Genomic DNA, 22332 nt, shown 5'->3' on the forward strand with positions numbered 1-22332 from the left:
CCGGGAGGGAAACCCTCTCCCACCCCCACCGAGAGGCACGACGATGACCGAGCAGATCACCCCCTTCAAGATCGACGTCCCCCAGGCCGACCTCGACGACCTGCAGGCCCGGCTGGAGCGCACCCGGTTCGCCCCGGCCGTCCCCGGCGACTCGTGGGAGTACGGCACCCCGGAGTCCTACCTGCGCGACATGGTCGAGCAGTGGAAGTCCTTCGACTGGCGGACCGTGGAGGCCCGCCTCAACGAGCACGCCGGCTACGTCACCGAGGTCGATGGCCAGCGGATCCACTTCCTGCACGTCCGCTCCGAGGTCGAGGGCGCCACGCCCCTCCTGCTCGCGCACACCTACCCCGGCTCGGTGCTCGACTTCCTGGACATGATCGGCCCGCTGGTGGACCCCGAGTCCCACGGCGGCAAGGCAGAGGACGCGTTCCACGTCGTCGTACCTTCGATGCCCGGCTTCGGCTGGTCCACCCCGGTGGTCGACACCGGCTGGACGATGAAGAGGGTCGCAGAGGCGTACGACGTCCTGATGCGCCGCCTGGGCTATGACGCCTACGGCGTGCACGGCAGCGACGGTGGCGCGATGGTCGGCCGTGAGCTCGCCGTGATCAACCCCGAGGGCTTCCTCGGCGCGCACGTCCTGCACCTGTTCTCGTTCCCCTCCGGTGACCCGGCCGAGTTCGAGGGCTTCGGACCCAAGGAGTACGCCGCGCTCGAGCACATGCAGTGGTTCCAGTCGGTCGGCGGCTACAACCAGATGAACGGCACCCGGCCGCAGACGGTGGCCGCCGGGCTGGCCGACTCGCCGGTCGCGGTCCTGGCCTACAGCGAGCTGTTGGAGAGCTTCGGCAACGGCACGAGCCTGGTCCGCCCGGAGCAGGTGCTGGCCCAGGCGACCCTCTACTGGCTGACCAACACCTACGGCTCGGCTGCTCGCTACCACTACGAGGAGCAGCACGTCGGCCAGGCGGACTCGGGGCCGGTCGTCAGCCAGGGCCGGATCGGGGTCGCGGTCTTCAAGGACGACTTCCAGACCATCCGCTCGCTGGCGGAGCGCGACAACGCGAACATCCAGCACTGGTCGGAGTTCCCCGCCGGCGGCCACTTTGCTGCGATGGAGGTCCCGCAGGACGTCGTCGGCGACCTCCGGGCGTTCTTCGCCTGACGCCTCTGACATCGGCAGGGATCTGATCAACCTGGTTGATCGGATCCCTGCCGATCAGCGTGCGTGGCGCCTGGCACCGAGGAGCAGCGCTGCGGCCGCGACCGCCTCGAGCGCGGTGAACCCGGCCATCGTCGGGCTCGGCCGGCCTTCGAAGACAGACGATGCTGCGCGACCGAGCGCCATGCCGGCGGTCGCGATCCCGACGGCCGACGCAGAGGCCGGGTTGGCGACCAGCGTTGCCGCCAGACCGAGCGGCAGGCCGCCGTACACCGCACGGATCTCGGTGCGCGAGTCCGCGTTCGGCGCAGTGAGGCCAGTGGTGGCCGGCACCACGGAAGGCTTGAGGAAGGACACGATGCCGAGGCCGGCGTACCCGGCGGCACCGAGGGCGATGAGGCGGTTCATCGGCCCATCGTGCCGCGCTGTCCGTCAGCCCGCCATGACGTCCGAGGTCATCGGAACTGCCCGTCGGGAAGTGCGTGCAACGAACCGGGTGCCTCGCGCGTCTGGTTGACATGACGGCGCAAGCGGAGGTGCTCGTGGACGAGGGCCTTCCCGACGGCTTTGCCGAGTACGTCGGCGCGCGCGGGGCCGCCCTGCAACGGTTCGCCCACCTCGTGACCGGTGGTGCGGCCGACTCTGCGGACCTCGTCCAGGACGCCCTCGAGCGGGCCTACCCGCGTTGGCGCGGGCTGGTCCGGCGTGGCACGCACGACGCGTACGTCCGGCGCAGCATCGTCAACGGCTCGGTGTCGCGGTGGCGCAAGCAGCGGCGGTTGGTGAGCGTGGGCGACATCGAGCCGTATGACGCGGCAGTAGCGGCGGCCCCGGCCGTTCTCGATGCAGCGGAGGCCTGGCAGCTGTGCGGCGAGCTCCCGCCGGCGCAGCGTGCAGCAGTGATTCTTCGGTTCCACGAGGACCTGTCCTTTGCCGAGATCGCCCGCATCCTCGACTGCGCCGAAGCGACCGCGCGGTCCCACGTCCACCGCGCACTCGCGACCCTGCGCACCCGACTGGCAGTTGGAGATGACGATGACTGAGCCGACCGAGGATCGCGCCGAGCAGGCGTTCCGAAGTGCGTTGGAGGACCGTGCCGGCGACGTGGAGCTGCGCGATCTCGTCCCCGCGTCGCCGCACAGCCGTCGGACGGCGCTGATGGCGGGCTTTGCTGCGGCAGCAGCGGTGGTGGCGATCGTCGTGCCGGCGGTGGTGTTGGGAGGTGACCCGTCCCGCACGCCGTCGGATCCTGCGACGTCGGCGGTCGAGCTGGCCGACGGCATGCGCTGGGTCGGCTACCGAGGGATCGAGGTACAGGTGCCGGAGGACTGGCCGTTCAACATCAGCCCTGGACGCCCTGACTGCATCGAGCCGGTGGCAGGGGGCCCGCCGCCCGGTGAGGGTGTGCCGACGAACCCCTACGTCGAGATCTATCCCAGCCGCCTCGGCGTCACCCTGCAGGGCTGCTTCCCAGACCCCGATGCCCGCGGCCCGAAGCAGTTCGGCGAGCTGCCTGTCGCGCTCTGGCAGCCGTACGTGCAGTTCGCCGATGCAGCGACCATGGGCAACTCCGACGGCGAGTGGGAGTTCCAGGGCTGGAAACTGACCGTCGACACGGTGGACAACATCCGGATCAGCATCCTTGCCGGACCGGCGAGTGAGGGTGACCTCGCGAAGCAGGTCCTGGGCTCGCTGCGGCGCGTACAGGTCGACACCAACGGCTGCGAGACGAGGTCCCCCGTACAGGCCGGAGACTTCGGTCGGCCCGATGGTCCGGCGATACCCGCGGCCGCGGGCATCGACTCCGTGGCGATCTGCAAGTACGAGCTGGTCGGCATCAACCAACGGGACGCCGTCCGGATCAGTCCGGACTGGTTGGCTCGCGTCGGATCGAGGGAGCCGAAGCGCAGCGACTGGTCGCGGCGATCCAGGACGCGCCGACGACGCCGGGTCCGGATGACCCACGCTGCGGGGACAATCTTCCGGGCAGCCTCGCGCTGACCCTGCGCTTCTTCGGCGCATCGGATGCGCCGATCGGCGAGGCGTACGTCTACTACGACTCCTGCTCCGGGAATGGCATCTTCGATGCGCTGGGAGCGCGCGCGCTGACTGCGGACAACTGTCCGCCCCTGTTCGCGTCCGTACCGGTGATCCTCGGGTCAGGATCGAGGCAGATCTTCAGGGTCTGTCGCCCGAGCTCGTCGAGCGCGAAGTGATGCGTGTGATGCGTGTGATGCACAGATCCTGATGCTAGACTCATCACATGCGGACGACGGTCAACATTCACGACGGTCTGCTCGAGACGGTCAAGGCGCGCGCCAGCGAACAGGGGTGCACGCTCGGTGATCTGGTCGAGCAGGCGCTCCAGCAGTTCCTTGCGGTGCCGCCACAAACCGGGGAGTTCGGACCCCCGCTCCCGGTCTTCCATGGTGGCCAGCCACTGCCGGGCGTCGACCTGACGACGAACGCGGGCCTCTACGAAGTGATGTACGCCGAAGAAGATGCCGAGTACGCGCGGCAGTTCAGGTCGTGAACGTCCTTGATGTCAACGTGGTGGTCAGCCTCTTCCAGGCCGACCATCCGCATCACGAGGTGGCTTCGGACTGGTTCCGTGCCGCCGTCGGACGAGGCGAGACGTTCACGGTCCCGGACGTGGTGTGGGTGGGCTTTGTCAGACTGGTCACCAACCCGCGTGCATTCCCGGTGGCAGCGACCTTCGACCAGGCCTGGGCGTTCGTGCAAGCCGTGGTCGAGAAGCCGAGCCACCGCACCTACGTGAGCCATCCGCGCGCTCTCGCAGAGTTCGCGATGCTCGGCAAGACCGCTCGTGCATCGGGAAATCTGGTCACCGACTCGTACATCGCAGGATGCGCGGCGGCTTACGGCGGCACCGTGGTCACCTTCGACCGCGACTTTCGCAAGTTCGACGGTCTGCGGGTGCTCGAGCTCAGCAGCTGAGTATCAGCGCGGCAGCGCGCTGGCGCGCCAGGCACCCCGGCCGTGCGCGGGAGCGCGGCCGGGATAGGTGCGCAGCTTGCGAGCGGGCGAGGCCCACTCCGACTTCACCGGCTCCTCGGCCGGCGCGCCCCCACCCAGGGCGGAGAACACCGCGACGATCGCGGCGACCTCCTCCGGGGTGGTGGACGGCGTGATGATCCGCAGCAGCGGCGCAACGGGCGCCGCCGCCTCGACCGCCGGGGTCTCCTCGCCGGTCACAGCGGGATGTTCCCGTGCTTCTTGGGCGGCAACGTCTCCCGCTTCGTGCGGAGCAGGCGCAGCGCCTTGATGACCTCGGCGCGGGTCTCGTGCGGCATGATCACGCCGTCGATGTAACCGCGCTCGGCGGCGATGAACGGGTTGGCCAGCGTGGTCTCGTACTCGTCGATCAGCTCGGCGCGACGCGCTTCCACGTCACCACCGGCCGCCTCGACAGCAGCGAGCTCCTTGCGGTGGATGATGTTGGCCGCACCCTGGGCGCCCATGACCGCGATCTGGCCGGTGGGCCACGACAGGTTGATGTCGGCACCGAGGTGCTTGGAGCCCATCACGTCGTACGCGCCGCCGTACGCCTTGCGGGTGATGACGGTGACGAGCGGGACGGTGGCCTCGGCGTAGGCGTAGATGAGCTTCGCGCCGCGGCGGATGATGCCGGTCCACTCCTGGTCGGTGCCGGGCAGGAAGCCGGGCACGTCGACGAAGGTCAGCACCGGGATGTTGAACGCGTCGCAGGTGCGGATGAAGCGCGCGGCCTTCTCGGACGCGTCGATGTCGAGGCACCCGGCGAACTGCATCGGCTGGTTCGCCACGACACCGACCGGACGGCCCTCGACCCGGCCGTAGCCGACGATGATGTTCGGGGCGAAGAGCGGCTGCACCTCGAGGAAGTCAGCGTCATCGACGATCGAGGTGATGACGTCGTGCATGTCGTACGGCTGGTTCGGGCTGTCCGGGATCAACGTGTCGAGCGCGAGGTCGACGTCGGTCGGCTCCAGGTCAGCGACCTCGTCGTACGACGGCGCCTCGTCCAGGTTGTTCTGGGGCAGGAAGGAGAGCAGCGCCTTGACGTACTCGACGGCGTCTTCCTCGTCAGCGGCCATGTAGTGGGCGTTGCCGGACTTGGTGTTGTGCGTGCGCGCACCGCCGAGGTCCTCCATCGTGACGTCCTCGCCGGTGACCGTCTTGATGACGTCGGGTCCGGTGATGAACATCGCGGAGGTCTGGTCGACCATGATCGTGAAGTCGGTGACGGCGGGGGAGTAGACGTGGCCACCCGCGCAGTTGCCCATGATCATGGAGATCTGGGGGATCACGCCGGAGGCGTGGACGTTGCGGCGGAAGATCTCGCCGTACAGGCCCAGCGAGACGACGCCCTCCTGGATCCGGGCGCCGGCACCTTCGTTGATGCCGACGATCGGGCAGCCGGCCTTCATCGCCAGGTCCATGACCTTGGTGATCTTCTCGCCGTAGACCTCGCCCAGCGAGCCACCGAAGACGGTGAAGTCCTGGGAGAAGACGCACACCTGACGACCGTCGACCGTGCCGTAGCCGGTGATGACGCCGTCGCCGTAGGGGCGGTTCTTCTCGAGGCCGAACGCCACCGAGCGGTGCCGGGCGTACTCGTCGAGCTCGACGAACGAGCCCTCGTCGAAGAGCATCGCGATCCGCTCACGGGCGGTCTTGCGACCCTTGGCGTGCTGCTTCTCCTGCGCCTTCGCGGCCGGAGCATGCACGGCCTCGTCGGTACGGCGCTCCAGATCGGCGAGCTTGCCGGCCGTGGTGTGGATGTCGATCTCTGCCGGCTCGGGCTGGGCGGTCACGTGGCCTTCTCCTTCGGTGACACCCCCGCTGATGGGCCCAGTGATGGGTGCGGGGGTTTTCTCAGGGCGTCTGCTGCGCAAGGGTAGTGCCCGTGACGGCCAGCCCGACCCAGCGCCCTGCCCGTGGACCTCTCGACGCCCAACGGCTGTCGGAGGTCTTCGCGCTCCACCCCGATCTGAGCCTGGAGCTCCTGGACGAGGCCCCTTCGACCAACGAGATCGCTGCCGAGCGTGCCCGCGCAGGCGCCGCCGAGGGTCTGGTCGTGGTCGCGGACCACCAGGTGGCCGGTCGCGGCCGGCTCGACCGGACCTGGGAGACGCCTCCGGGCACGGCGGTGACCTTCTCCATCGTCCTCCGCCCGAGCGTTCCGGCTCCGGTCTGGCCGTGGCTGCCGCTGCTGGTCGGGCACAACGTGGCCAAGGCGCTCACGTCGCAGGGCTACGACGCACGGGTCAAGTGGCCCAATGACGTCCTCCTCGACGGCGACCGCAAGGTGGCCGGGATCCTCGTCGAGCGGATCGACACGCCCGAGGGCCCGGCGGCCGTGGTCGGGGTCGGGATCAACGTGGACACCACCACGGACGAGCTTCCCGTGCCGACGGCGACCAGCCTCGCGATTGCTGCGCCCGGCGCACCCGACCGCACCCAGGTGCTGCTCGAGGTGGTCGTCGCCATTCGTGAGGGGTACGACGTCTGGCAGGCCGGCGGCGACCTCGGCACGGCGCGCCTGTCGACGTCGTACCGTTCCCACTGCGCGACGTTGGGCCGCGACGTGCGGGTGGAGCTGCCCGGCGGCGGCGAGCTCCTGGGCCGTGCCGTCGACGTCGACCAGCACGGCCGCTTGGTCGTGGAGAGGGCGAACGGGAGCCAGGAGCTGGTCGGCGCGGGCGACGTCATCCACGTCCGCGCCGTGGACACCGCCCCCTGAGCGCACCAGGACTTGGCCCGATCGGGCTGGCGGATCGAGGCGGGGGTGGGATGATCTCCTCGTGGCCATCTCGAAGAAGCTGCTGAACCCCGGCGAGCGACTCATCATCAGCACCCGTCAGCACCCCAAGGCGCTGTTCATGCCGATCCTGCTGCTGGTGCTGTTCCTGGCCATCGCGGTGGTCGCGCAGGTCAAGCTCGAGAACGACGGGTTCCAGCAGACCCTGACCTACATCGTGTGGGTGCTCGCGCTGCTCGGCATCCTGTGGTTCACGGTCCGGCCGTTCTTCGTGTGGCTGACCACGGTCCACGCCTTCACCGACCGCCGACTGATCACGCGCAACGGGATCCTGACGCGCCGTGGCCACGACATCCCGCTGGCCCGGGTCAGCGACATCTCCATCGAGATCAACCTGATCGACCGCCCGTTCGGCTGCGGCAGCCTGTTGATCGCGGACGCGTCGACCAACGGACTGGTCCGGCTCAACGACATCCCGCACGTCGAGGCCGCGCAGCGCCAGCTCAATGAGCTCCTCCACGGCCTGCACCGTGCACCGGAGGTTCGCCGGGACGAAGGTGTCTGACAGCGATCCTGAGCCGAGCTTCTTCGGCGAGGATCCTCAGCTCACGGCGGCCCAGGTCGCTGAGCTCGCTGGGTTGCCGCTCGAGAAGGCGCGCCGGCTGTGGCGCACGCTCGGCTTCCCCGAGCAGGGCGACCAACGCGCCTACACGCACGCAGATGTCGCCGCACTGAGACTGATCGTCGACCTGATCGGGGACGGCGTCGTCGACTACGACGTCGCGCTCAACGTCACGCGGGGTGTCGGCCTCACGATGGCCCGGTTGGCCGACTGGGAGGTCAGCGAGCTGGTCCACCATGTCAGCGACGCCTTCGTCGAGGAGACGGCCGGCCCGGGCGGTGACCCCACGTCCTGGGTGATGGAACGTTTCGGGGCCCGGTTCGAGGAGTTCCTCGTCTACGCGTGGCGGCGCCACGTGACGGCGGCGGTGGTCCGGATGCAGTCGGTGCGAGCGATCGACTCGGACCCGCACACCACCGACCTCAGCGTCGGGTTCGCCGACATCGTCGGCTTCACGGCGTTGTCCAACGAGGTGACGCGGGAACGGATCGGCGAGCTCGTCGACATCTTCGAGGCCCGCTGCGGTGACGTGATCAACCGCGAGAAGGGCCGGATGATCAAGAGCATGGGCGACGCCGTGCTGTTCGTGAACGACGATCCGATGGCCGCGTTCGCCACCGCGGAGGGGATCATCAACGTGATCGGCCGTGATCCGCGGATGCCCGACGTACGCGTAGGCCTCGCCACGGGCGGGGTCGTCCTGCGTCTCGGCGACGTCTTCGGCCCTCCGGTGAACCTCGCCGCACGCCTCACCCAGGTCGCCCGGCGCAACCGGATCATCGTCGACCAGGCGACGGCCGACCTGCTTCCCGCAGACCAGATCGAGGCCCGTCCGCTTCCCCCGCGACCGGTCCGTGGGTTCGGCGTGGTCGAGCCGGTCGCCGTACGCCGCGCCTGACGACCGAGCGCGGTCCACGAGGCCATCGACGCGGCCATCAAGGGGGGACGGCAAAATTCTTGCCGTTTCCCCGCGAGAACCCGGCGCGATCCTTACCTTGAACCCTGTGATCGAGGTGCAGGACGTGCGGGTTGATCCCTCAACCCGCAGGACGTGGCGTGGGGACCGCGAGGTCGTCCTGTCGCGCAAGGAATTCGACCTCGTGCACGCCCTGATCGCCCGCGCCGGCTCGGTGGTCACCCGCGAGGAGCTCATGCGGGACGTCTGGGGGGTCACCTTCTGGACGTCGTCGAAGACCATCGACGTGCACCTCGGCTGGGTACGCCGCAAGCTCGGTGACGACACCCGCCAGCCCCAGCTGATCACGACGATCCGTGGGCAGGGCCTGCGATTCGAGACGTCGGTCGGCGCGGACCTCACCGGTTCGGCCTGACCCCTGCTGATTGCGTAGGGTTCGGCCGTGTCCACGACCGAACCTGCCGCGCCCCGGATCGCCGTCATCGGTGGCGGTCAGCTCGCCCGGATGATGGCCCAGCCGGCCATCGCGCTCGGCGTACCCCTGCGCCTGCTCGCCGAGGCGGAGGGGGTGTCTGCTGCGCAGGTGATCCCTGACCATCGGGTGGGTGACTACCGCGACCTCGCCGACCTGCGGGCGGTGACCGAGGGGTGCTCGGTGGTCACCTTCGACCACGAGCACGTCCCGACCGAGCACCTCCGGGCGCTCGCGGCGGACGGCGTCATCGCGCACCCGGGTCCCGAGGCCCTGGTGCACGCGCAGGACAAGATCGTCATGCGCGAGGCGATGACCCGGCTCGGTGCCCCGCAACCGCGTTGGGCGGTCGTCGCCTCGACCGCCGAGGTGGAGCAGTTCGGCCTCCCGTGCGTCCTCAAGGTCAGTCGGGGCGGGTACGACGGCAAGGGCGTCTGGGTCGTGCGTACCCCCGCCGACGCGACTGAGGCGCTGGCCGCGGCCGAGTCGGCCGGCGTGCGGGTGTTGGCGGAGGAGTTCGTCGACTTCCGCCGTGAGCTCTCGGCCCTGGTCGCCCGGGCGCCGAGCGGACAGGCCGCTGCCTACCCGGTGGTGGCGACCCTGCAGGTCGACGGCGTCTGCCGTGAGGTGATCGCGCCGGCCCCCGACCTCGATCCGGCGCTGGCCACCTCGGCGCAGCAGCTCGCGCTCCGCATCGCCGGAGAGCTCGGCGTCACCGGGATCCTGGCCGTCGAGCTGTTCGAGACCGTCGACGCCGAGGGTCGGGTGCAGGTCCTGGTCAACGAGCTCGCCATGCGGCCGCACAACACCGGCCACTGGACCCAGGACGGCGCCGTCACCAGCCAGTTCGAGAACCACCTGCGGGCGGCGCTCGACCTGCCGCTCGGCTCGCCCGAACCGCGTGCCCGCTGGACGGTCATGGTCAACATCCTCGGCGCCGACGACGACGGTGGGGATCGGGTCGGGCGTCTGTACGACGGCTACCCCCACGCCTTCGCCCGCGACCCGCACCTGCGGGTGCACCTGTACGGCAAGGACCTGCGGCCGGGCCGCAAGGTCGGCCACGTCAACGTCTACGGCGACGACCTCGACGACTGTCTCGAGCGTGGCCGCCACGCCGCTGACTGGTTCCGTGGCGACCTCGGCAACGAGAGCGAGTGAGCTCCTCGCTGACCTGGGCCTGACCTGAGGCCCTAGGCTCGCGCCCATGAGTGCGCGCGTGGGCATCGTGATGGGTTCCGACTCCGACTGGCCGGTGATGCAGGCTGCGGGCGAGGCGTTGGCCGAGTTCGACATCGCCTACGAGGCAGATGTGGTCTCGGCCCACCGGATGCCGGAGGAGATGCTGCAGTACGGCAAGGACGCTGCGGGACGAGGTCTGTCGGTGATCATCGCGGGTGCCGGCGGCGCAGCTCACCTGCCGGGCATGCTCGCCTCCGTCACGCCGCTGCCGGTCATCGGTGTGCCGGTTCCGTTGAAGTACCTCGACGGGATGGACTCGCTGCTCTCCATCGTGCAGATGCCCGCCGGCGTCCCGGTCGCCACCGTCGCGGTTGGCGGCGCACGCAACGCCGGCCTGCTCGCCGTACGCATCCTGGCGGCGACCGACTCCTCGCTCCAGCAGAAGATGACGGACTTCCAGGCTGAGCTCAAGGCCGCTGCGCAGGCCAAGGGTGCGGTGGTACGGCGCCAGGGGTGACCCCCGGTCCCGGACGATCAGCCGGGCGCCTGGTCGGCGTCGACCTGGCGCGCACGGTCGCGCTGCTCGGGATGATGGCGACCCATGTGCTGGAGGGCCACACGGCTGCGGGTCACCTGACCACCGTCCAGTGGTTGGCCGGTGGCCGTGCGTCCGCCCTCTTCGCCGTGCTGGCGGGCGTCAGCCTCGCGCTCGTCACTGGGGGGACTGCTCCGCAGAGGGGAGGCGACCTCGGCCGGTCCGCGGCCGGGATCGCCGCCCGTGCGGTCCTGATCGCCCTGATCGGACTCGCCCTCGGCGGGCTCGAGACCGGTCTCGCGATCATCCTGACCTACTACGGGGTCCTGTTCCTGCTGGGCCTGCCGTTCCTGGGCCTGCGCGCGCTCCCGCTGGCCGTGCTGGCCGGGGTGTGGGTCGTGGTCGGGCCGGTCGTGTCCCACGTGGTGCGGCCCGAGCTCCCCGGCCGGGTGTACGCCAGTCCCGACTTCGCGCGCCTGGGTGAGCCCGGCGCCCTGCTCGCCGACCTGCTCTTCACGGGCTTCTACCCCGCTGTGCCCTGGCTGGCGTACCTGTTGGCGGGGATGGCGCTCGGACGCATCGACCTTCGGGGCTGGCGGACGCCGCTCCGGTTGGCCGGGTGGGGAGCGGGTCTGGCGGTGACGGCCACCGTCGCGTCTCGCCTGTGCACGTCGGACCAGGGAATCCGTGGTGCCCTCTTCCCGAACCGCATCCTCACCGACGACCAGGCGCTGAGGATCCTGGAGAACAGCCTGCACGGATCACCCCCGACCGGCGGGGCCTGGCAGTGGCTCCTCGTGGTCTCGCCCCACTCGGCGACGCCGTTCGACCTCGCCCAGACGATCGGGACCTCGCTGGTGGTGCTGGGGCTCGCGCTCGCCCTCGTCCACGTGGTCCCGCGTCGGGGCAAGGTGGCGCTCGCGGTCGTGGCGGGTGCAGGAGCGATCCCGCTCACCGCCTACACGCTGCACGTGCTGATGCGGACAGAAGCGGTCTGGCCGGCCGAGCGGCAGGACACGTTCGGCTGGCACGTGCTGGTCGTGCTCGGGCTGGGCGCGACGTTCGCGCTCGCCGGTCGTCGCGGACCGCTGGAGGCGATCGTCGGCTGGCCGGGACGGGCGCTGAAACGCTCAGACTGAGGCGCGACGACGCCATTCGATGGCGGGGCACGTGTCCATGACCATTGGGACGTCGGCGGCGTGAGTGCGTTCGAACGCGGCGACGTCGATGACACCGAGCTGGAACCAGACGGCCTTTGCCCCGACGGCAACAGCCTCGTCGGCGAAGCGTCCCGCTTCCTCGGACCGACGGAACACGTCGACCACGTCGATCGGGAACGGTACGTCGGCCAGGGTCGCGTAGCCCTGCTCACCGAGCACCACGGGTGCGGACGGATGGATCGGGACGATCCGCTTGCCACGCTGCTGGAGCAGCTGCGCGATCCGGTACGCGGTCCGGTCGGGGTTGCCGGACAGGCCGACGATCGCCCAGGTGGTGCACTCGTCGAGCATGAAAGCCACCGTTTCGGGCTCGTTCCACGAGATCTCGGTCACGTTCTTCGCCTCGGCCATGAGGAAATAATGCTAGGACGTCCTACTATTATTCCCATGAAGAACGCTGACTTCCCGACGTACGCCCTCACCGAGGAGCACCAGGCCATTCGCGAGGCCGTTCGCGCGATCTGCGACGCCAAGGTTGCCCCCTTTGCGGCGATCGTCGACGAGGAGGCGCGCTACCCGCAGGAGGCGCACGACGCCCTGGTGGCGGCGGACTTCCACGCGCCGCACATCCCGGAGGAGTTCGGTGGCGCCGGCGCGGACGCACTGGCCACCGCCATCGTGATCGAAGAGGTGGCCCGTGCGTGCGTCTCCTCCTCACTGATTCCCGTGGTCAACAAGCTCGGCTCCCTGCCCGTCGAGATCGGCGGTTCGGAGGAGCTCAAGAAGAAGTACCTCGGAGCCCTGGCACGTGGCGAGGGCGGCTTCTCGTACTGCCTCTCCGAGCCCGACGCGGGCTCGGACGCCGCGAACCAGAAGACCCGGGCCGTGCGCGACGGTGACGGCTGGGTCCTCAACGGCGTGAAGCGCTGGATCTCCAACGCCGGCGTCTCGGAGTACTACACGGTCCTCGCGAAGACCGACCCCGACCTGCGCACCAAGGGCATCAGTGCGTTCGTCGTCGAGAAGTCCGACGAGGGCGTCACGTTCGGAGCACCCGAGAAGAAGCTCGGCATCAAGGGCAGCCCGACGTGCGAGGTCTACTTCGACAACGTCCGGATCCCCGGCGACCGGATCATCGGCGAGGAGGGCAAGGGCTTCGAGTACGCCATGAAGACCCTCGACCACACGCGGGTCACCATCGCCGCGCAGGCGCTCGGTGTCGCGCAGGGTGCGCTGGACTACGCGCTCGGCTACGCGAAGGAGCGCAAGCAGTTCGGCAGCGCGATCTCGGACTTCCAGGGCATGCAGTTCATGCTCGCCGACATGGGCATGAAGATCGAGGCCGCCCGCCAGCTGACGTACGCCGCCGCGGCCCGCTCCGAGCGCGGGGACGCCGACCTGGGCTTCTTCAGCGCCGCAGCCAAGTGCTTCGCGTCCGACGTGGCCATGGAGGTCACCACGAACGCCGTCCAGGTGCTCGGTGGGTACGGCTACACCCGCGACTACCCCGTCGAGCGGATGATGCGTGACGCCAAGATCACCCAGATCTACGAAGGCACCAACCAGGTGCAGCGGATCGTCATGGCGCGGCAGCTGCTGGCTGGGGTGCAGAGCACACTCTGAGCCACACCGCAGGCGCTCGGTCCATCGGATCCGATAGTCCGATTCCCCTGATTTCTAGGGGATTCTGGGCCCTTGGTCCCGGAATCGAAGTCTTGTGCTGATGGGTCGTAACCCGGCCTGCCCTCGCCGGTTGGGCTGGTGACGCGGCAGTCGCCGCAACTCATCTGGCTGTTTCTCGGGCGGCACGTGCACAAGGGGACAATCAGTGGGATCCACCAGGAAGACGCTGGCGCTCGGCGCCGCGGGCGCTCTGTTCGCCACGGCCGCACTGGCCAGTACGGCGGTTGCCGACGACGTCGCGGCGACCGGCCCGAACGTGATCACGGTTGCGGGCGTCAAGACCGTCACCGTCGTCAAGGGCACGTCGACGTCGGTGTTGATGGACTACGACAACACCAACGACGACGCGAAGAACGGTTGCAACATCTCCGGTGTCGCTGACTCGGAGCTCGACCTGAGCGTGGCCGCCACGGCGTCGACGGTGACGTTCCAGGGTGGCCTCGCGTCGTCCTTCGTGTTCGAGTCCTGCTCGGACCAGGCCTTCACCTTCACCCCGACCGCGACCGGTGAGACCACGATCAGCTTCGGGTTCGTCTCGGTGGACGGCTTCACTGGTGTCGACGGTGACGACTTCGACATCTCCGGAATGACCTTCAAGCTCGTCGTCGTCGACGGTGAGGACGAGCCTGCGGACGGCGACGGTGACGGCGTCCCGGACGCCGACGACAACTGCCCCGGTGTCGCCAACGGCGACCAGGCCGATGCGGACGGTGATGGCGCCGGCAACGCCTGCGACCTGAACTCCTACACCCCCGAGGTGGACGTCGAGGCCGACGACGCGTCCGGACAGGAGGGCGACACGCTCGCCACGTCCGGTTCGTTCAAGGACGCCGACGGCAACGCCAGCCTCACCCTGACCGTGCCGGTCGGCACGCCGGGCACGTTCACCGACAACGGCGACGGCACCTTCGACTGGTCGCTCGCGACCGACGACGACGCCGACGGCTCGGTGACAGTCACCGCGGACGACGGCGAGCACGACACCGTGTCGCAGGCCTTCACCTACCTGGCGTCGAACGTGGCGCCGACCGTCACGGCCTCGGCCAGCGCCACGGCTGCCTGCACGGTGTCCCTGGGGGCGACCTTCACCGACCCGGGCACGGCGGACACGCACATCGGCGACATCGCATGGGGCGACGGCTCGAGCACCTCGCTCGGATCCGTCAGTTCGCCGATCGCGGCCACGTCCCACACCTATGCGACGAACGGAACGTTCCCGGCCACCCTCACCGTCACCGACGACGACGGCGGCAGCGACGCGGACTCGGCCGACTTCGCGACCAAGGTCACGCCCAGCGCGATCCTGCAGCCGATCAACACCACCGGTGCGCGGAGCGACTTCAAGATCGGCTCGACGATCCCGGTCAAGATCCGGGTCACCGGCTGCGACGGCGCCAACGTGTCCGGGCTGACCCCGACGGTGTCCCTGGCGAAGATCTCCACCCCTGACCCCGATGGCAATGTCGCCGAGGAGTCGGTGAGCGCTCCGGCGACCAACGGCCTCGCGATGCGCTGGTCCACCACGGACCTGCAGTACATCTACAACCTCTCCACGAAGGCTGCGCAGACCAACGGAGGCTCTGCCTTGTCCGCTGGCTCGTACCGGGTGCGCGTGAGCGACCCGAGCTTCTTCTCCACCCCGACGGCCGACTTCAACCTCAAGAAGTGACCGTCTGAGCTCGACGGCTCACCAACGACGAGGGGCCTGGCCGAATGGCCGGGCCCCTCGTCGTCGTGCGATCGCCAAAGATTTTACCTTGGCCGTAACCAAGATCTCGTTTGGCTGTTGAGCAGTCAGATCCATCCTGCTCCGGCAGGACGGGACGTCAATGATCGTCTGATGAGGTGGGCCAGATGCGTCGATTGCTGTTGTTGCCCGTGGTCGCCATCGTGGCGCTCTTCGCGCCCCTGTCGCCGGCGAATGCCGATCCGTACCCGCCCACCGTGCCGACCAGTTGCCATGTCAGCGTGCCGAGCGTCGTGGCCGGCGAACGGGTCGTGCTGCGGGTCGTCGTCTCCGCTTCGAGCAACATCGCAGTGACGGGGACGGTCGAGGTGACCGTCTCCCGACGAGCCGCGGCAGCCCGAGCAGCCCGGTCGGCGCGGTCAGCGCCCTGGACGACCACGGTCCGGTACGACGGCTCCCCGCTCCGGATCGTCGGACCCCGGCTCTCGCGTGGGGACCATGTCGCCACCATCAAGTTCGTTCCCGACGGCAACACCTTCACGGGCTGTGAGGACGCGGTGCGGTTCCGGGTCGGTGGCGTGCGGGGGACGGGCGACGTCGGCGGCGTGGACGGGAACCTTCCTGACACCGGTGGCCCTCGGCTGCTCGTCCTGCTCACGGGTCTCGGCCTGTTGGTCGCGGGTGCCGGATTCGTCCGCAGGAGTCGTCCCTCCGCAGCGTGACGCCTCGCTCGGCGTAGCGTTGGACGTGGGGGTCCGAACGACGGTCGCCCGAGGGAGGATCTGATGTCGAACGACGACGCCGCAGTGCAGGACCGGCCGGACGCAGGGGAGCCCGCTGACGGGTCAGGGCGCGTGCGCCGTCGCCGTTCCCGGTCCGGGGCGTCCGACGAGAAGCCACAGACGTCGGGGCGCAAGCGCGTCTCGTTCTGGCTCGGCTGTGGCCTGATCCTGGCCGGGCTCGCCGTGCTCGGTTGGGTGGCCTGGCAGTTCTGGGGCACCAACTGGCAGTCCCAGCAGCGCCAGGATGACGTGCGCGAATCCCTGGTGGACGGCTGGGACGACGGCCAGGACGTGGTCCGCACGGAGTTCGGCAACGCGAGCGCGATCCTGCACATCCCGCGGTTCGGCAAGGACTACGCCGTCCCGGTCCTGGAGGGCTCGACCGACGAGGTGCTGGCGGCGGGTGTCGGGCACATGGAGGACACGGCCGCCGCCGGCGCGAAGGGCAACTACGTGCTGGCCGGACACCGGGTCACCCACGGCGAGCCGTTCGCCGACCTGCCCGAGCTGCAGCCCGGCGACGAGGTGATCGTCGAGACGCGCGTGGCGACGTACACCTATGAGCTCGACACGGGTGGCGAGGACCTGATCGTCCCGTTCACGGCGGGCTGGGTCCTGGCTGCGTCGCCGGTCAACCCGAAGTCAGGGGGGACTCAACCCCCGGCCGACGTGGGCGAGTACCTGATCACCCTGCTCACCTGCTCGGAGATCTTCCACACCGACAACCGATCGGTACTTTTCGGACACCTGATCGAGACATCACCCCGCGAAGATTGATACCGGGGTCCACGATCAGGACCTGAACCAGTACAGTGACCACAAAGCACTTCCCGTCACCTTCAACGAGCCGGGTCGTTGCATGGGGTAGTTGAAGGAGGACGTCTTGTTCAGGAAGACAGTTGCGTTCGCAGCGTTGGCAGCCGCATTGGTCGTGGCTCCTGCCACGCCCGCGCATGCCGATGGCTACGGAGAAGTGAAGCTCCCAACCGTGACGACCATCGAGGTCACCACGCATGGCGTGGGCAAGCCGATCACGATCGTGGTGAGCGCGAGCGCGAACTACCCGACGCCGCCCGAGGGCGACATCGCGGTGACGATCTCGAAGAGCTCGGGCGCCGCTCGTGGAGCACGGGCCGTCGTGGCGGCTCCGCTGTTCACGACGACCGTCCACTTCGTGGACGAGCCGATCACCATCGAGGGTCCGAGCCTGCCGAAGGGCAGCTACCTCGGCACCGCGGCGCTCACGCCCGACAACGCCGACTTCTTCCTTCCCTCCGATGACACCGACGCGTTCCGTCTCGGTGTCGGTGGCGAGACCGAGGGCGAAGAAGAAGGCAACGGTGGCCTGCCGAACACCGGTGGCCCCAACCTCATGTGGCTGGTCCTCGGCACCGGACTGGTGGCCGCAGGCGTCGGTGGCGTCGGCTACAGCCGCCGCCGTCAGGGCGCAGCAGCCTGACCGCACAGCAGCATCCATCCCGGTCCGTCCCGCAAGGGGCGGACCGGGATTGCTTTTCGGCCAGGTCGACGTGAGCCTCGGCTAGGCTGGCAGGAACCTGTTCTCGCTCCTGGAGGTCCTGATGCCGTCGCTTCGCTGCCCCTGTGCCGTCACCCTGCGCGGTGACACCGACGACGAGCTGGTCGAGAAGGTGCAGGAGCATCTCGCGGCCGAGCACCCCGGGCGGGAGTACTCCCGCGACGAGATCCTGATGATGGCGATGTAGTCGCCCGGCGCCTACTCGATCGCCGGGATCTCCGATGCCTTGGAGGTGAACCGGGGAGCGCGCTTCTCGAGGAACGCCGCAACGCCCTCGTTGCCATCGCCGATGGACGTCCAGTACATCGCGAGCGAGTCGGTCAGGTGCGCCTCGAGCGGATCGGCGGCCGCACCATTGCGGTAGAGCATGCGCTTCGCCAGGCCCAGCGCGACCGGTGAGCGGTCCACGACGAAGCTGCGGGCCAGGTCGTACGCCGCCGGCAGCAGGTCCTCGGGTGCATGGACGCTGCGGACCAGTCGGCCGGCGAGAGCCTGCTCGGCCGTCAGGATGTCGGCGGAGTAGACCCATTCGAGGGCTTGCTGGATGCCGACGATCCGCGGCAGGAACCAGGTCGAGCACGCCTCGGGCACGATGCCGAGCCGACCGAAGACGAAGCCGATCCGCGCCTTCTCCGAGGCCAGCCGGATGTCCATGCCGAGGGTCATCGTGGCGCCGATCCCGACCGCGGGACCGTTGATCGCTGCGATCACGGGCTTCGGCAGGGCGTGGATCGCCAGCGTCACCTTGCCGCCCGTGTCACGGACGCCGGCGTCGTACGGCGCCTGGTCGTAGGACGCCCGGAATTCCTCGGGCGTGGGGGAGAGCGACTCGTCGAGGCCGAAGACGTTTCCCTCGGCGGACAGGTCCATTCCCGCACAGAAGGCCCGACCCGACCCGGTCACGACCACGGCCCGGACGGCGTCGTCCCGGGCATCGGTGAGGAACACCTGCTCGAGCTCACGCGCCATCGTGAGGTTGAACGCGTTGAGCGCGTCGGGGCGGTGCAGGGTGAGGGTCGCGATGCCGTCGGCGTCGACGTCCCAGGTCAGGGTTTCGTACACAGGTGATCCTTCACGTGATTCGTCAGTCGGCCAGGTCAGTCGGCCAGTCCGGTGGCCGTGCACAGGTCCCTGGTGATGTCGTCGGTACGGTCCTCGATGATGGTCGCAAAGAGCCTGTTGGCCCGCTTCTTGTCCCACGTGGTGTCGGCACTCGCGAGGGGCACGGTGCACGACTTGCCGGTGTCGGTCATGGCCAGGGCCCACTGACCCGCGGCGACCGGCCCCATCCCCTCGCCGAAGCGGAAGAAGTCCGGGACGGCGGCGTTGAGCTTCCACCAGCGGATCGGGTTCACGACCGACCACGGCGAGAGCACCTTCTTGCCGACCGCGGCCACCACCTCTCGCTGCTGCTGCACGCGGGCGAGGTCGGAGATGGGGCTGTGCTTGCGGGCCCGTGAGTAGGCCAGGGCCGTCGCGCCGTCGACGTTCTGGCAACCCTTCTTCACGTTGAGTCCTGACGGCTTGTCGCGGATCGCCTTCTTGGGGCAGATCTCGATGCCGCCGACAGCGTCGACCACGCCCACGAGTCCGCCGAAGCCGATCTCGACGTAGTGGTCGATCCGGACTCCGGAGGCGTTCTCGAGTGTCTGCACCAGCAGGGGCGTGCCGCCCTTGGCGTAGGCGGAGTTGACCTTGCTGGTCCCGAAGCCGGGGATCTTGAGCGGGGAGTCGCGCGGGATCGAGATCAGCGTCGTCGGCCCGTCCCCGGTGTGCAGGAGCAGGATGGTGTCGGTCAGCTCGCTCTGGGCATTGCCGGTGTGGAGCTTCTTGCGCTCCTCCTTGGACAGCCCGGCGCGTGAGTCGCTGCCGACCAGGAGGTACGTCGTCCCCGGCTGGGCCGCGGGGCGATCACCGGACGGTTCGAAGTCGACCTTGTCGACCTTGTTCCAGGACACGATCGGGACCGCCACCAGGAAGACCAGCCACAACGCGAGCAACCCGATGACGAGCCGGACGTAGGTGCGCGGCCGCGACCACCGGCTCCGCCGTGGCGCCCAGTTCGGGCGGGGACTGCGCGGCGGTTCGGGGGTGGCGCCGTACTGCTCGGGCGGTGGCAACCGGTTGGTCTGCCGGGGAGGGGAGACGCCGGGGCGGGGTTGCACGGGGATCCGCCGGGTCGGATCGGCGTCGCGCCCGGACCGGGATCCGGCGTCGGAACCGGACGGGGCTCCATAGATCCAGTCGAATCCGTCGCCGCTCGCGCCGTCGCCGTCTTCGCCGTTGTGGTTGCCACGCCCTGCCATGAGAAGGACGCTACCGTCAGCCCGTGAGCGAAATCGTTGCGGCACGCACGCCGTCGTACTCCCGCATCGAGCTGGCGACCGTCACTTCCCGCGCCCAGGCGAACCTGCTGGGCAACATCCACGGCGGTGAGGTGGTGAAGCTGGCCGACTCGGCGGCCGGGATCGTCGCGCAACGCCACAGCGGTGGTCCGGCGGTGACAGCGGCGCTCGACGAGATGGCCTTCCTGGAGCCGGTCCGCGTCGGCGACATCGTGCGGACCTTCGCCCAGATCAACTGGGTGGGGTCCTCGTCGATGGAGATCGGCGTCCGGATCGAGACCCAGCCGTGGGACGAGGCGACCGTGCTGCGCCACGTCGGGTCGGCGTACTTCGTCTTCGTCGCGATCGACGGTGCCGGTGCCGCGCGACCGGTGCCCGAGCTGGAGCCGGAGAACGACGACGACCGACGAAGGATGCGCGAGGCGGGGATCCGCCGGGCGCACCGGCTCGCCAGGCGCCAGGAGATCGACGCCGCCCGGCTCACTCCCTGAGCGCGCCGGCGACCTCGGTGAGTGCTGCCGCCACGGCGTCGACCGCCGCGGGCCGGGGCGGGGCGCCGTACGACGAGAGCTGTACGCGCCGTTGCGCCGTCAGTCGACGTCGTACGACGTCGGGGTGCTGGTGCGCACGCAACGCCAGCCCCGGCAGCACCGTGACACCCATGCCGGCCGCGACGAGGGACTGCACGGCGACGTAGTCGTCACTGGCGAACGCGATCGACGGTGTGAACCCGGCGTCGTCGCACAGCGCGAGCAGCTCGCGCCGGCAACGTTGGCAGCCGGTGATCCACGGGTCCTCGGACAGGGCGGCGAGATCAACTCGTGCTCCGTCCGCAGGTGCGTCCTTGCGGCGGGTGACCAGGAACAGCGGGTCGTCGAGGACGGGCACCGAGCTGATCTGCTCCGGCTCCTGCTGACCCGGATAGGTGAACGTCAGGGCGAGGTCCACGGTGCCGGCGCGGAGCAGCTCGTGCGCCTCCGGCGGCTCGGCCTCGACCAGGTCGAGGTCGACGCCGGGGTGGCGTCCGGCGAGCAGCGCGAGCGCCGCGGGGACGAGGGTGGCTGCGCCGGAGGGGAAGGCTGCCAGCCGTACCCGGCCCGCCTGCAGGCTCGTGGTCGCCGCGAGCTCCTCCTCGGCGCGCGCGAGCAGGCCGAGGATCTCCTCGCCGCGCAGGGCCAGGCGCTCGCCCTCGGGTGTCAGCCGGACGCCGCGGCCGACGCGCTGGAGCAGCACGCTCCCCGTCTCCGCCTCGAGTCGGCGCAGGTGGTGGGAGATGGTCGGTTGGCCGTAGTGCAGGTGCGCGGCCGCCGCCGACACCGAGCCGGTCCGGTGGACGGCGACGAGGGCTTCGAGGCGGCGCAGGTCGATCACCTGTCCATGATAGATCGACAGGATCGATTGAAATGCTCGAAAGGAACTATTGGACCGATGGATGCCTCCCGCGAGACGATGGCGGCATGGCCGCCGCGGACCCCACCATCGACCTCACCTTCGACGACGTACGCCGCGCGGCCGACGTCGTCGCGCTCGAGCTGCCCCCGACTCCGCTGCAGTCACACCCGCTGCTCGACCTCGCGGTCGGCGCCGCCGTACTCGTCAAGCACGAGCACGTGCTGCCCACCGGCTCCTTCAAGGTGCGCGGTGGTGTCCACCTCGCCTCCACCCTCACCGCTGCCGAGCGGACCCACGGCCTGATCACGTGCTCGACCGGCAACCACGCCCAGTCGGTGGCGTACGGCGCCCGGCTGGCCGGGGTGCGCGCGACGATCGTGATGCCGTCCAGCGCGCCCGCGGTGAAGCGGGACGCGGTCGCGGCCCTCGGCGCCGAGGTCGTCGTGGCGGGCAGCACGCTGGGGGAGGCGGCTGCCGAAGCCAGGGCACTCGCTGCCGCCACGGGCGGCTCGTTCATCTGTCCGACCGATCGGCGGATCGTGCTCGGGCATGCGACGGCGTACCTCGAGCTCTTCGGTCAGGCAACCGATCTCGCCGCTGTCTTCGTGCCGATCGGCAGCGGTACCGGGGCGTCGGGTGCGTGCCTGGCCCGCGACGCCCTGGCGCCGGACTGTCGGGTCGTCGGGGTGCAGTCGGCCGCAGCGCCGGCCGGCTGGATGTCCTGGAGCTCCGGCGAGATCCGGACTGCTCCGGCCACGACGCGAGCCTCCGGGCTGGCGACGACCACGGGATACCCGTTGCCGCAGCGGATCCTCCGCCACCGACTCGACGAGTTCGTGCTGGTCGGCGACGACGCCATCGATGACGCCGCGCGACTGCTCGCCACGCGCGCGCACACCCTGGCCGAGGGCGCCGGCGCCGCGGCGCTGGCGGGTTTGCTGTCACCCCGGAGCAGCGTCCGCCCCGGCCAGTTCGGGGGACCGGTGGCAGTGATGTGCACCGGCGCCAATGCCTCTGCTGACGAGATCGCCCGCCTCGCAGAACGCAGCCCCGCAGCCTGACCCCGCGGCGCGTCGCAACCCGTGGGACG

The 22332-nt window shown here is 69.6% G+C and carries 27 protein-coding genes; 20 read left to right on the forward strand and 7 right to left on the reverse strand.

The annotated features are described in order from the left end of the window. Positions 1 to 43 precede the first annotated feature (43 nt). Positions 44 to 1168 carry an epoxide hydrolase family protein gene (locus tag ASD84_RS18830; protein WP_056713674.1) on the forward strand — a complete coding sequence of 375 codons (1125 nt, stop codon included), beginning with the start codon at positions 44 to 46 and terminating at the stop codon, positions 1166 to 1168. 54 nt (positions 1169 to 1222) lie between these two features. Here ASD84_RS18830 and ASD84_RS18835 read toward each other — a convergent pair whose 3' ends face one another. Next, positions 1223 to 1573: a DUF4345 family protein gene (locus tag ASD84_RS18835; protein ID WP_056713676.1), complete on the reverse strand. Its 351-nt coding sequence runs from the start codon at positions 1571 to 1573 to the stop codon at positions 1223 to 1225. 110 nt (positions 1574 to 1683) lie between these two features. Between ASD84_RS18835 and ASD84_RS18840 the strand changes: the two genes are divergently transcribed. The 4 genes from ASD84_RS18840 to ASD84_RS18860 all read left to right on the forward strand — a co-directional run bounded on the left by ASD84_RS18840 (position 1684) and on the right by ASD84_RS18860 (position 4123). Next, complete coding sequence (locus tag ASD84_RS18840; protein WP_056713680.1) at positions 1684 to 2208, forward strand: SigE family RNA polymerase sigma factor; 525 nt, start codon at positions 1684 to 1686, stop codon at positions 2206 to 2208. Next, positions 2201 to 3166, forward strand: a complete 966-nt coding sequence (locus tag ASD84_RS18845; protein WP_056713683.1) for a hypothetical protein — start codon at positions 2201 to 2203, stop codon at positions 3164 to 3166. The genes ASD84_RS18840 and ASD84_RS18845 overlap by 8 nt, the downstream gene beginning before the upstream one ends. A 262-nt stretch (positions 3167 to 3428) precedes the next feature. Continuing rightward, the gene (locus tag ASD84_RS18855) at positions 3429 to 3698 is read left to right on the forward strand and encodes a DUF2191 domain-containing protein (protein WP_056713688.1); all 270 of its coding nucleotides are present in this window, start codon (positions 3429 to 3431) and stop codon (positions 3696 to 3698) included. Then, a complete protein-coding gene (locus tag ASD84_RS18860) occupies positions 3695 to 4123 on the forward strand; it encodes a TA system VapC family ribonuclease toxin (protein WP_056713691.1) in 429 nt (142 codons plus the stop codon). Before ASD84_RS18855 ends, ASD84_RS18860 begins: the two co-directional genes overlap by 4 nt. A 3-nt stretch (positions 4124 to 4126) precedes the next feature. Here ASD84_RS18860 and ASD84_RS18865 read toward each other — a convergent pair whose 3' ends face one another. Both ASD84_RS18865 and ASD84_RS18870 read right to left on the reverse strand, forming a co-directional pair. Further along, positions 4127 to 4381: an acyl-CoA carboxylase subunit epsilon gene (locus tag ASD84_RS18865; RefSeq protein ID WP_056713694.1), complete on the reverse strand. Its 255-nt coding sequence runs from the start codon at positions 4379 to 4381 to the stop codon at positions 4127 to 4129. Further along, a complete protein-coding gene (locus tag ASD84_RS18870) occupies positions 4378 to 5982 on the reverse strand; it encodes an acyl-CoA carboxylase subunit beta (protein ID WP_056713697.1) in 1605 nt (534 codons plus the stop codon). Before ASD84_RS18870 ends, ASD84_RS18865 begins: the two co-directional genes overlap by 4 nt. 92 nt (positions 5983 to 6074) lie before the next feature. Between ASD84_RS18870 and ASD84_RS18875 the strand changes: the two genes are divergently transcribed. The 7 genes from ASD84_RS18875 to ASD84_RS18905 all read left to right on the forward strand — a co-directional run bounded on the left by ASD84_RS18875 (position 6075) and on the right by ASD84_RS18905 (position 11795). Further along, entirely contained in the window at positions 6075 to 6911 is an 837-nt protein-coding gene (locus ASD84_RS18875) for a biotin--[acetyl-CoA-carboxylase] ligase (RefSeq protein WP_056713702.1), read from the forward strand. Positions 6912 to 6972: 61 nt separating this feature from the next. Continuing rightward, positions 6973 to 7494, forward strand: a complete 522-nt coding sequence (locus ASD84_RS18880; RefSeq protein ID WP_056713705.1) for a PH domain-containing protein — start codon at positions 6973 to 6975, stop codon at positions 7492 to 7494. Continuing rightward, positions 7487 to 8449, forward strand: coding sequence for an adenylate/guanylate cyclase domain-containing protein (locus tag ASD84_RS18885; RefSeq protein ID WP_056714909.1), 963 nt, complete (start codon positions 7487 to 7489; stop codon positions 8447 to 8449). Before ASD84_RS18880 ends, ASD84_RS18885 begins: the two co-directional genes overlap by 8 nt. Positions 8450 to 8555: 106 nt before the next feature. Next, complete coding sequence (locus tag ASD84_RS18890; protein WP_056713707.1) at positions 8556 to 8882, forward strand: winged helix-turn-helix domain-containing protein; 327 nt, start codon at positions 8556 to 8558, stop codon at positions 8880 to 8882. A gap of 27 nt (positions 8883 to 8909) precedes the next feature. Then, positions 8910 to 10100 (forward strand): 5-(carboxyamino)imidazole ribonucleotide synthase, encoded by a 1191-nt coding sequence (locus ASD84_RS18895; protein WP_082573827.1) that lies wholly within the window; start codon positions 8910 to 8912, stop codon positions 10098 to 10100. A gap of 46 nt (positions 10101 to 10146) precedes the next feature. Continuing rightward, on the forward strand, positions 10147 to 10638 hold the full coding sequence (gene purE, locus ASD84_RS18900; RefSeq protein WP_056713710.1) for a 5-(carboxyamino)imidazole ribonucleotide mutase: 492 nt from the start codon (positions 10147 to 10149) through the stop codon (positions 10636 to 10638). Continuing rightward, positions 10635 to 11795 (forward strand): heparan-alpha-glucosaminide N-acetyltransferase domain-containing protein, encoded by a 1161-nt coding sequence (locus ASD84_RS18905; protein ID WP_056713714.1) that lies wholly within the window; start codon positions 10635 to 10637, stop codon positions 11793 to 11795. Before purE ends, ASD84_RS18905 begins: the two co-directional genes overlap by 4 nt. Here the strand turns inward: ASD84_RS18905 and ASD84_RS18910 are convergent. After that, positions 11787 to 12227, reverse strand: coding sequence for a CoA-binding protein (locus ASD84_RS18910; protein WP_056713716.1), 441 nt, complete (start codon positions 12225 to 12227; stop codon positions 11787 to 11789). The two genes, ASD84_RS18905 and ASD84_RS18910, sit on opposite strands and share 9 nt — an antisense overlap. A gap of 36 nt (positions 12228 to 12263) precedes the next feature. Between ASD84_RS18910 and ASD84_RS18915 the strand changes: the two genes are divergently transcribed. From ASD84_RS18915 to ASD84_RS24860, 6 genes are all read left to right on the forward strand, one after another. Further along, positions 12264 to 13439, forward strand: coding sequence for an acyl-CoA dehydrogenase family protein (locus ASD84_RS18915; RefSeq protein ID WP_056713719.1), 1176 nt, complete (start codon positions 12264 to 12266; stop codon positions 13437 to 13439). Positions 13440 to 13644: 205 nt separating this feature from the next. Continuing rightward, positions 13645 to 15168 carry a PxKF domain-containing protein gene (locus ASD84_RS26125; protein WP_056713722.1) on the forward strand — a complete coding sequence of 508 codons (1524 nt, stop codon included), beginning with the start codon at positions 13645 to 13647 and terminating at the stop codon, positions 15166 to 15168. Positions 15169 to 15353: 185 nt separating this feature from the next. Continuing rightward, on the forward strand, positions 15354 to 15908 hold the full coding sequence (locus tag ASD84_RS18925; protein ID WP_156392102.1) for a hypothetical protein: 555 nt from the start codon (positions 15354 to 15356) through the stop codon (positions 15906 to 15908). A 63-nt stretch (positions 15909 to 15971) separates the two neighbouring features. Then, positions 15972 to 16745, forward strand: a complete 774-nt coding sequence (locus ASD84_RS18930) for a class E sortase (RefSeq protein WP_082573829.1) — start codon at positions 15972 to 15974, stop codon at positions 16743 to 16745. A gap of 211 nt (positions 16746 to 16956) precedes the next feature. After that, positions 16957 to 17427 (forward strand): LPXTG cell wall anchor domain-containing protein, encoded by a 471-nt coding sequence (locus ASD84_RS18935; RefSeq protein WP_156392103.1) that lies wholly within the window; start codon positions 16957 to 16959, stop codon positions 17425 to 17427. A gap of 121 nt (positions 17428 to 17548) precedes the next feature. Further along, a complete protein-coding gene (locus tag ASD84_RS24860; protein WP_082573830.1) occupies positions 17549 to 17692 on the forward strand; it encodes a DUF1059 domain-containing protein in 144 nt (47 codons plus the stop codon). Positions 17693 to 17703: 11 nt separating this feature from the next. On the opposite strand, the gene ASD84_RS18940 is transcribed toward ASD84_RS24860, so the two are convergent. Next, positions 17704 to 18567, reverse strand: a complete 864-nt coding sequence (locus tag ASD84_RS18940; RefSeq protein ID WP_056713731.1) for a crotonase/enoyl-CoA hydratase family protein — start codon at positions 18565 to 18567, stop codon at positions 17704 to 17706. A 35-nt stretch (positions 18568 to 18602) separates the two neighbouring features. Continuing rightward, positions 18603 to 19811, reverse strand: a complete 1209-nt coding sequence (locus tag ASD84_RS18945) for an LCP family protein (RefSeq protein WP_056713734.1) — start codon at positions 19809 to 19811, stop codon at positions 18603 to 18605. 23 nt (positions 19812 to 19834) lie between these two features. On the opposite strand from ASD84_RS18945, the gene ASD84_RS18950 reads away from it, so the two are divergent. Beyond that, a complete protein-coding gene (locus tag ASD84_RS18950; RefSeq protein WP_056713735.1) occupies positions 19835 to 20341 on the forward strand; it encodes an acyl-CoA thioesterase in 507 nt (168 codons plus the stop codon). Here ASD84_RS18950 and ASD84_RS18955 read toward each other — a convergent pair. After that, on the reverse strand, positions 20331 to 21221 hold the full coding sequence (locus ASD84_RS18955; RefSeq protein ID WP_056713738.1) for a LysR family transcriptional regulator: 891 nt from the start codon (positions 21219 to 21221) through the stop codon (positions 20331 to 20333). The two genes, ASD84_RS18950 and ASD84_RS18955, sit on opposite strands and share 11 nt — an antisense overlap. Positions 21222 to 21307: 86 nt before the next feature. Here ASD84_RS18955 and ASD84_RS18960 point away from each other — a divergent pair, with 86 nt between their 5' ends. After that, the gene (locus tag ASD84_RS18960; RefSeq protein ID WP_056713741.1) at positions 21308 to 22303 is read left to right on the forward strand and encodes a threonine/serine dehydratase; all 996 of its coding nucleotides are present in this window, start codon (positions 21308 to 21310) and stop codon (positions 22301 to 22303) included. The last annotated feature ends 29 nt before the right edge of the window (positions 22304 to 22332 follow it).

Origin of the sequence: Nocardioides sp. Root682 (assembly GCF_001427795.1) — a bacterium.
Lineage (GTDB): Bacteria > Actinomycetota > Actinomycetes > Propionibacteriales > Nocardioidaceae > Nocardioides.

Bases quoted from the DNA above. Each gene is read 5' to 3' on its own strand.
- ASD84_RS18830 (WP_056713674.1), top strand. From the start codon at position 44: ATGACCGAGCAGATCACCCCCTTCAAGATCGACGTCCCCCAGGCCGAC.
- ASD84_RS18835 (WP_056713676.1), bottom strand. From the start codon at position 1,573: ATGAACCGCCTCATCGCCCTCGGTGCCGCCGGGTACGCCGGCCTCGGC.
- ASD84_RS18840 (WP_056713680.1), top strand. From the start codon at position 1,684: ATGACGGCGCAAGCGGAGGTGCTCGTGGACGAGGGCCTTCCCGACGGC.
- ASD84_RS18845 (WP_056713683.1), top strand. From the start codon at position 2,201: ATGACTGAGCCGACCGAGGATCGCGCCGAGCAGGCGTTCCGAAGTGCG.
- ASD84_RS18855 (WP_056713688.1), top strand. From the start codon at position 3,429: ATGCGGACGACGGTCAACATTCACGACGGTCTGCTCGAGACGGTCAAG.
- purE (WP_056713710.1), top strand. From the start codon at position 10,147: ATGAGTGCGCGCGTGGGCATCGTGATGGGTTCCGACTCCGACTGGCCG.
- ASD84_RS18910 (WP_056713716.1), bottom strand. From the start codon at position 12,227: ATGGCCGAGGCGAAGAACGTGACCGAGATCTCGTGGAACGAGCCCGAA.
- ASD84_RS18915 (WP_056713719.1), top strand. From the start codon at position 12,264: ATGAAGAACGCTGACTTCCCGACGTACGCCCTCACCGAGGAGCACCAG.
- ASD84_RS18925 (WP_156392102.1), top strand. From the start codon at position 15,354: ATGCGTCGATTGCTGTTGTTGCCCGTGGTCGCCATCGTGGCGCTCTTC.
- ASD84_RS18930 (WP_082573829.1), top strand. From the start codon at position 15,972: ATGTCGAACGACGACGCCGCAGTGCAGGACCGGCCGGACGCAGGGGAG.
- ASD84_RS24860 (WP_082573830.1), top strand. From the start codon at position 17,549: ATGCCGTCGCTTCGCTGCCCCTGTGCCGTCACCCTGCGCGGTGACACC.
- ASD84_RS18945 (WP_056713734.1), bottom strand. From the start codon at position 19,811: ATGGCAGGGCGTGGCAACCACAACGGCGAAGACGGCGACGGCGCGAGC.
- ASD84_RS18960 (WP_056713741.1), top strand. From the start codon at position 21,308: ATGGCCGCCGCGGACCCCACCATCGACCTCACCTTCGACGACGTACGC.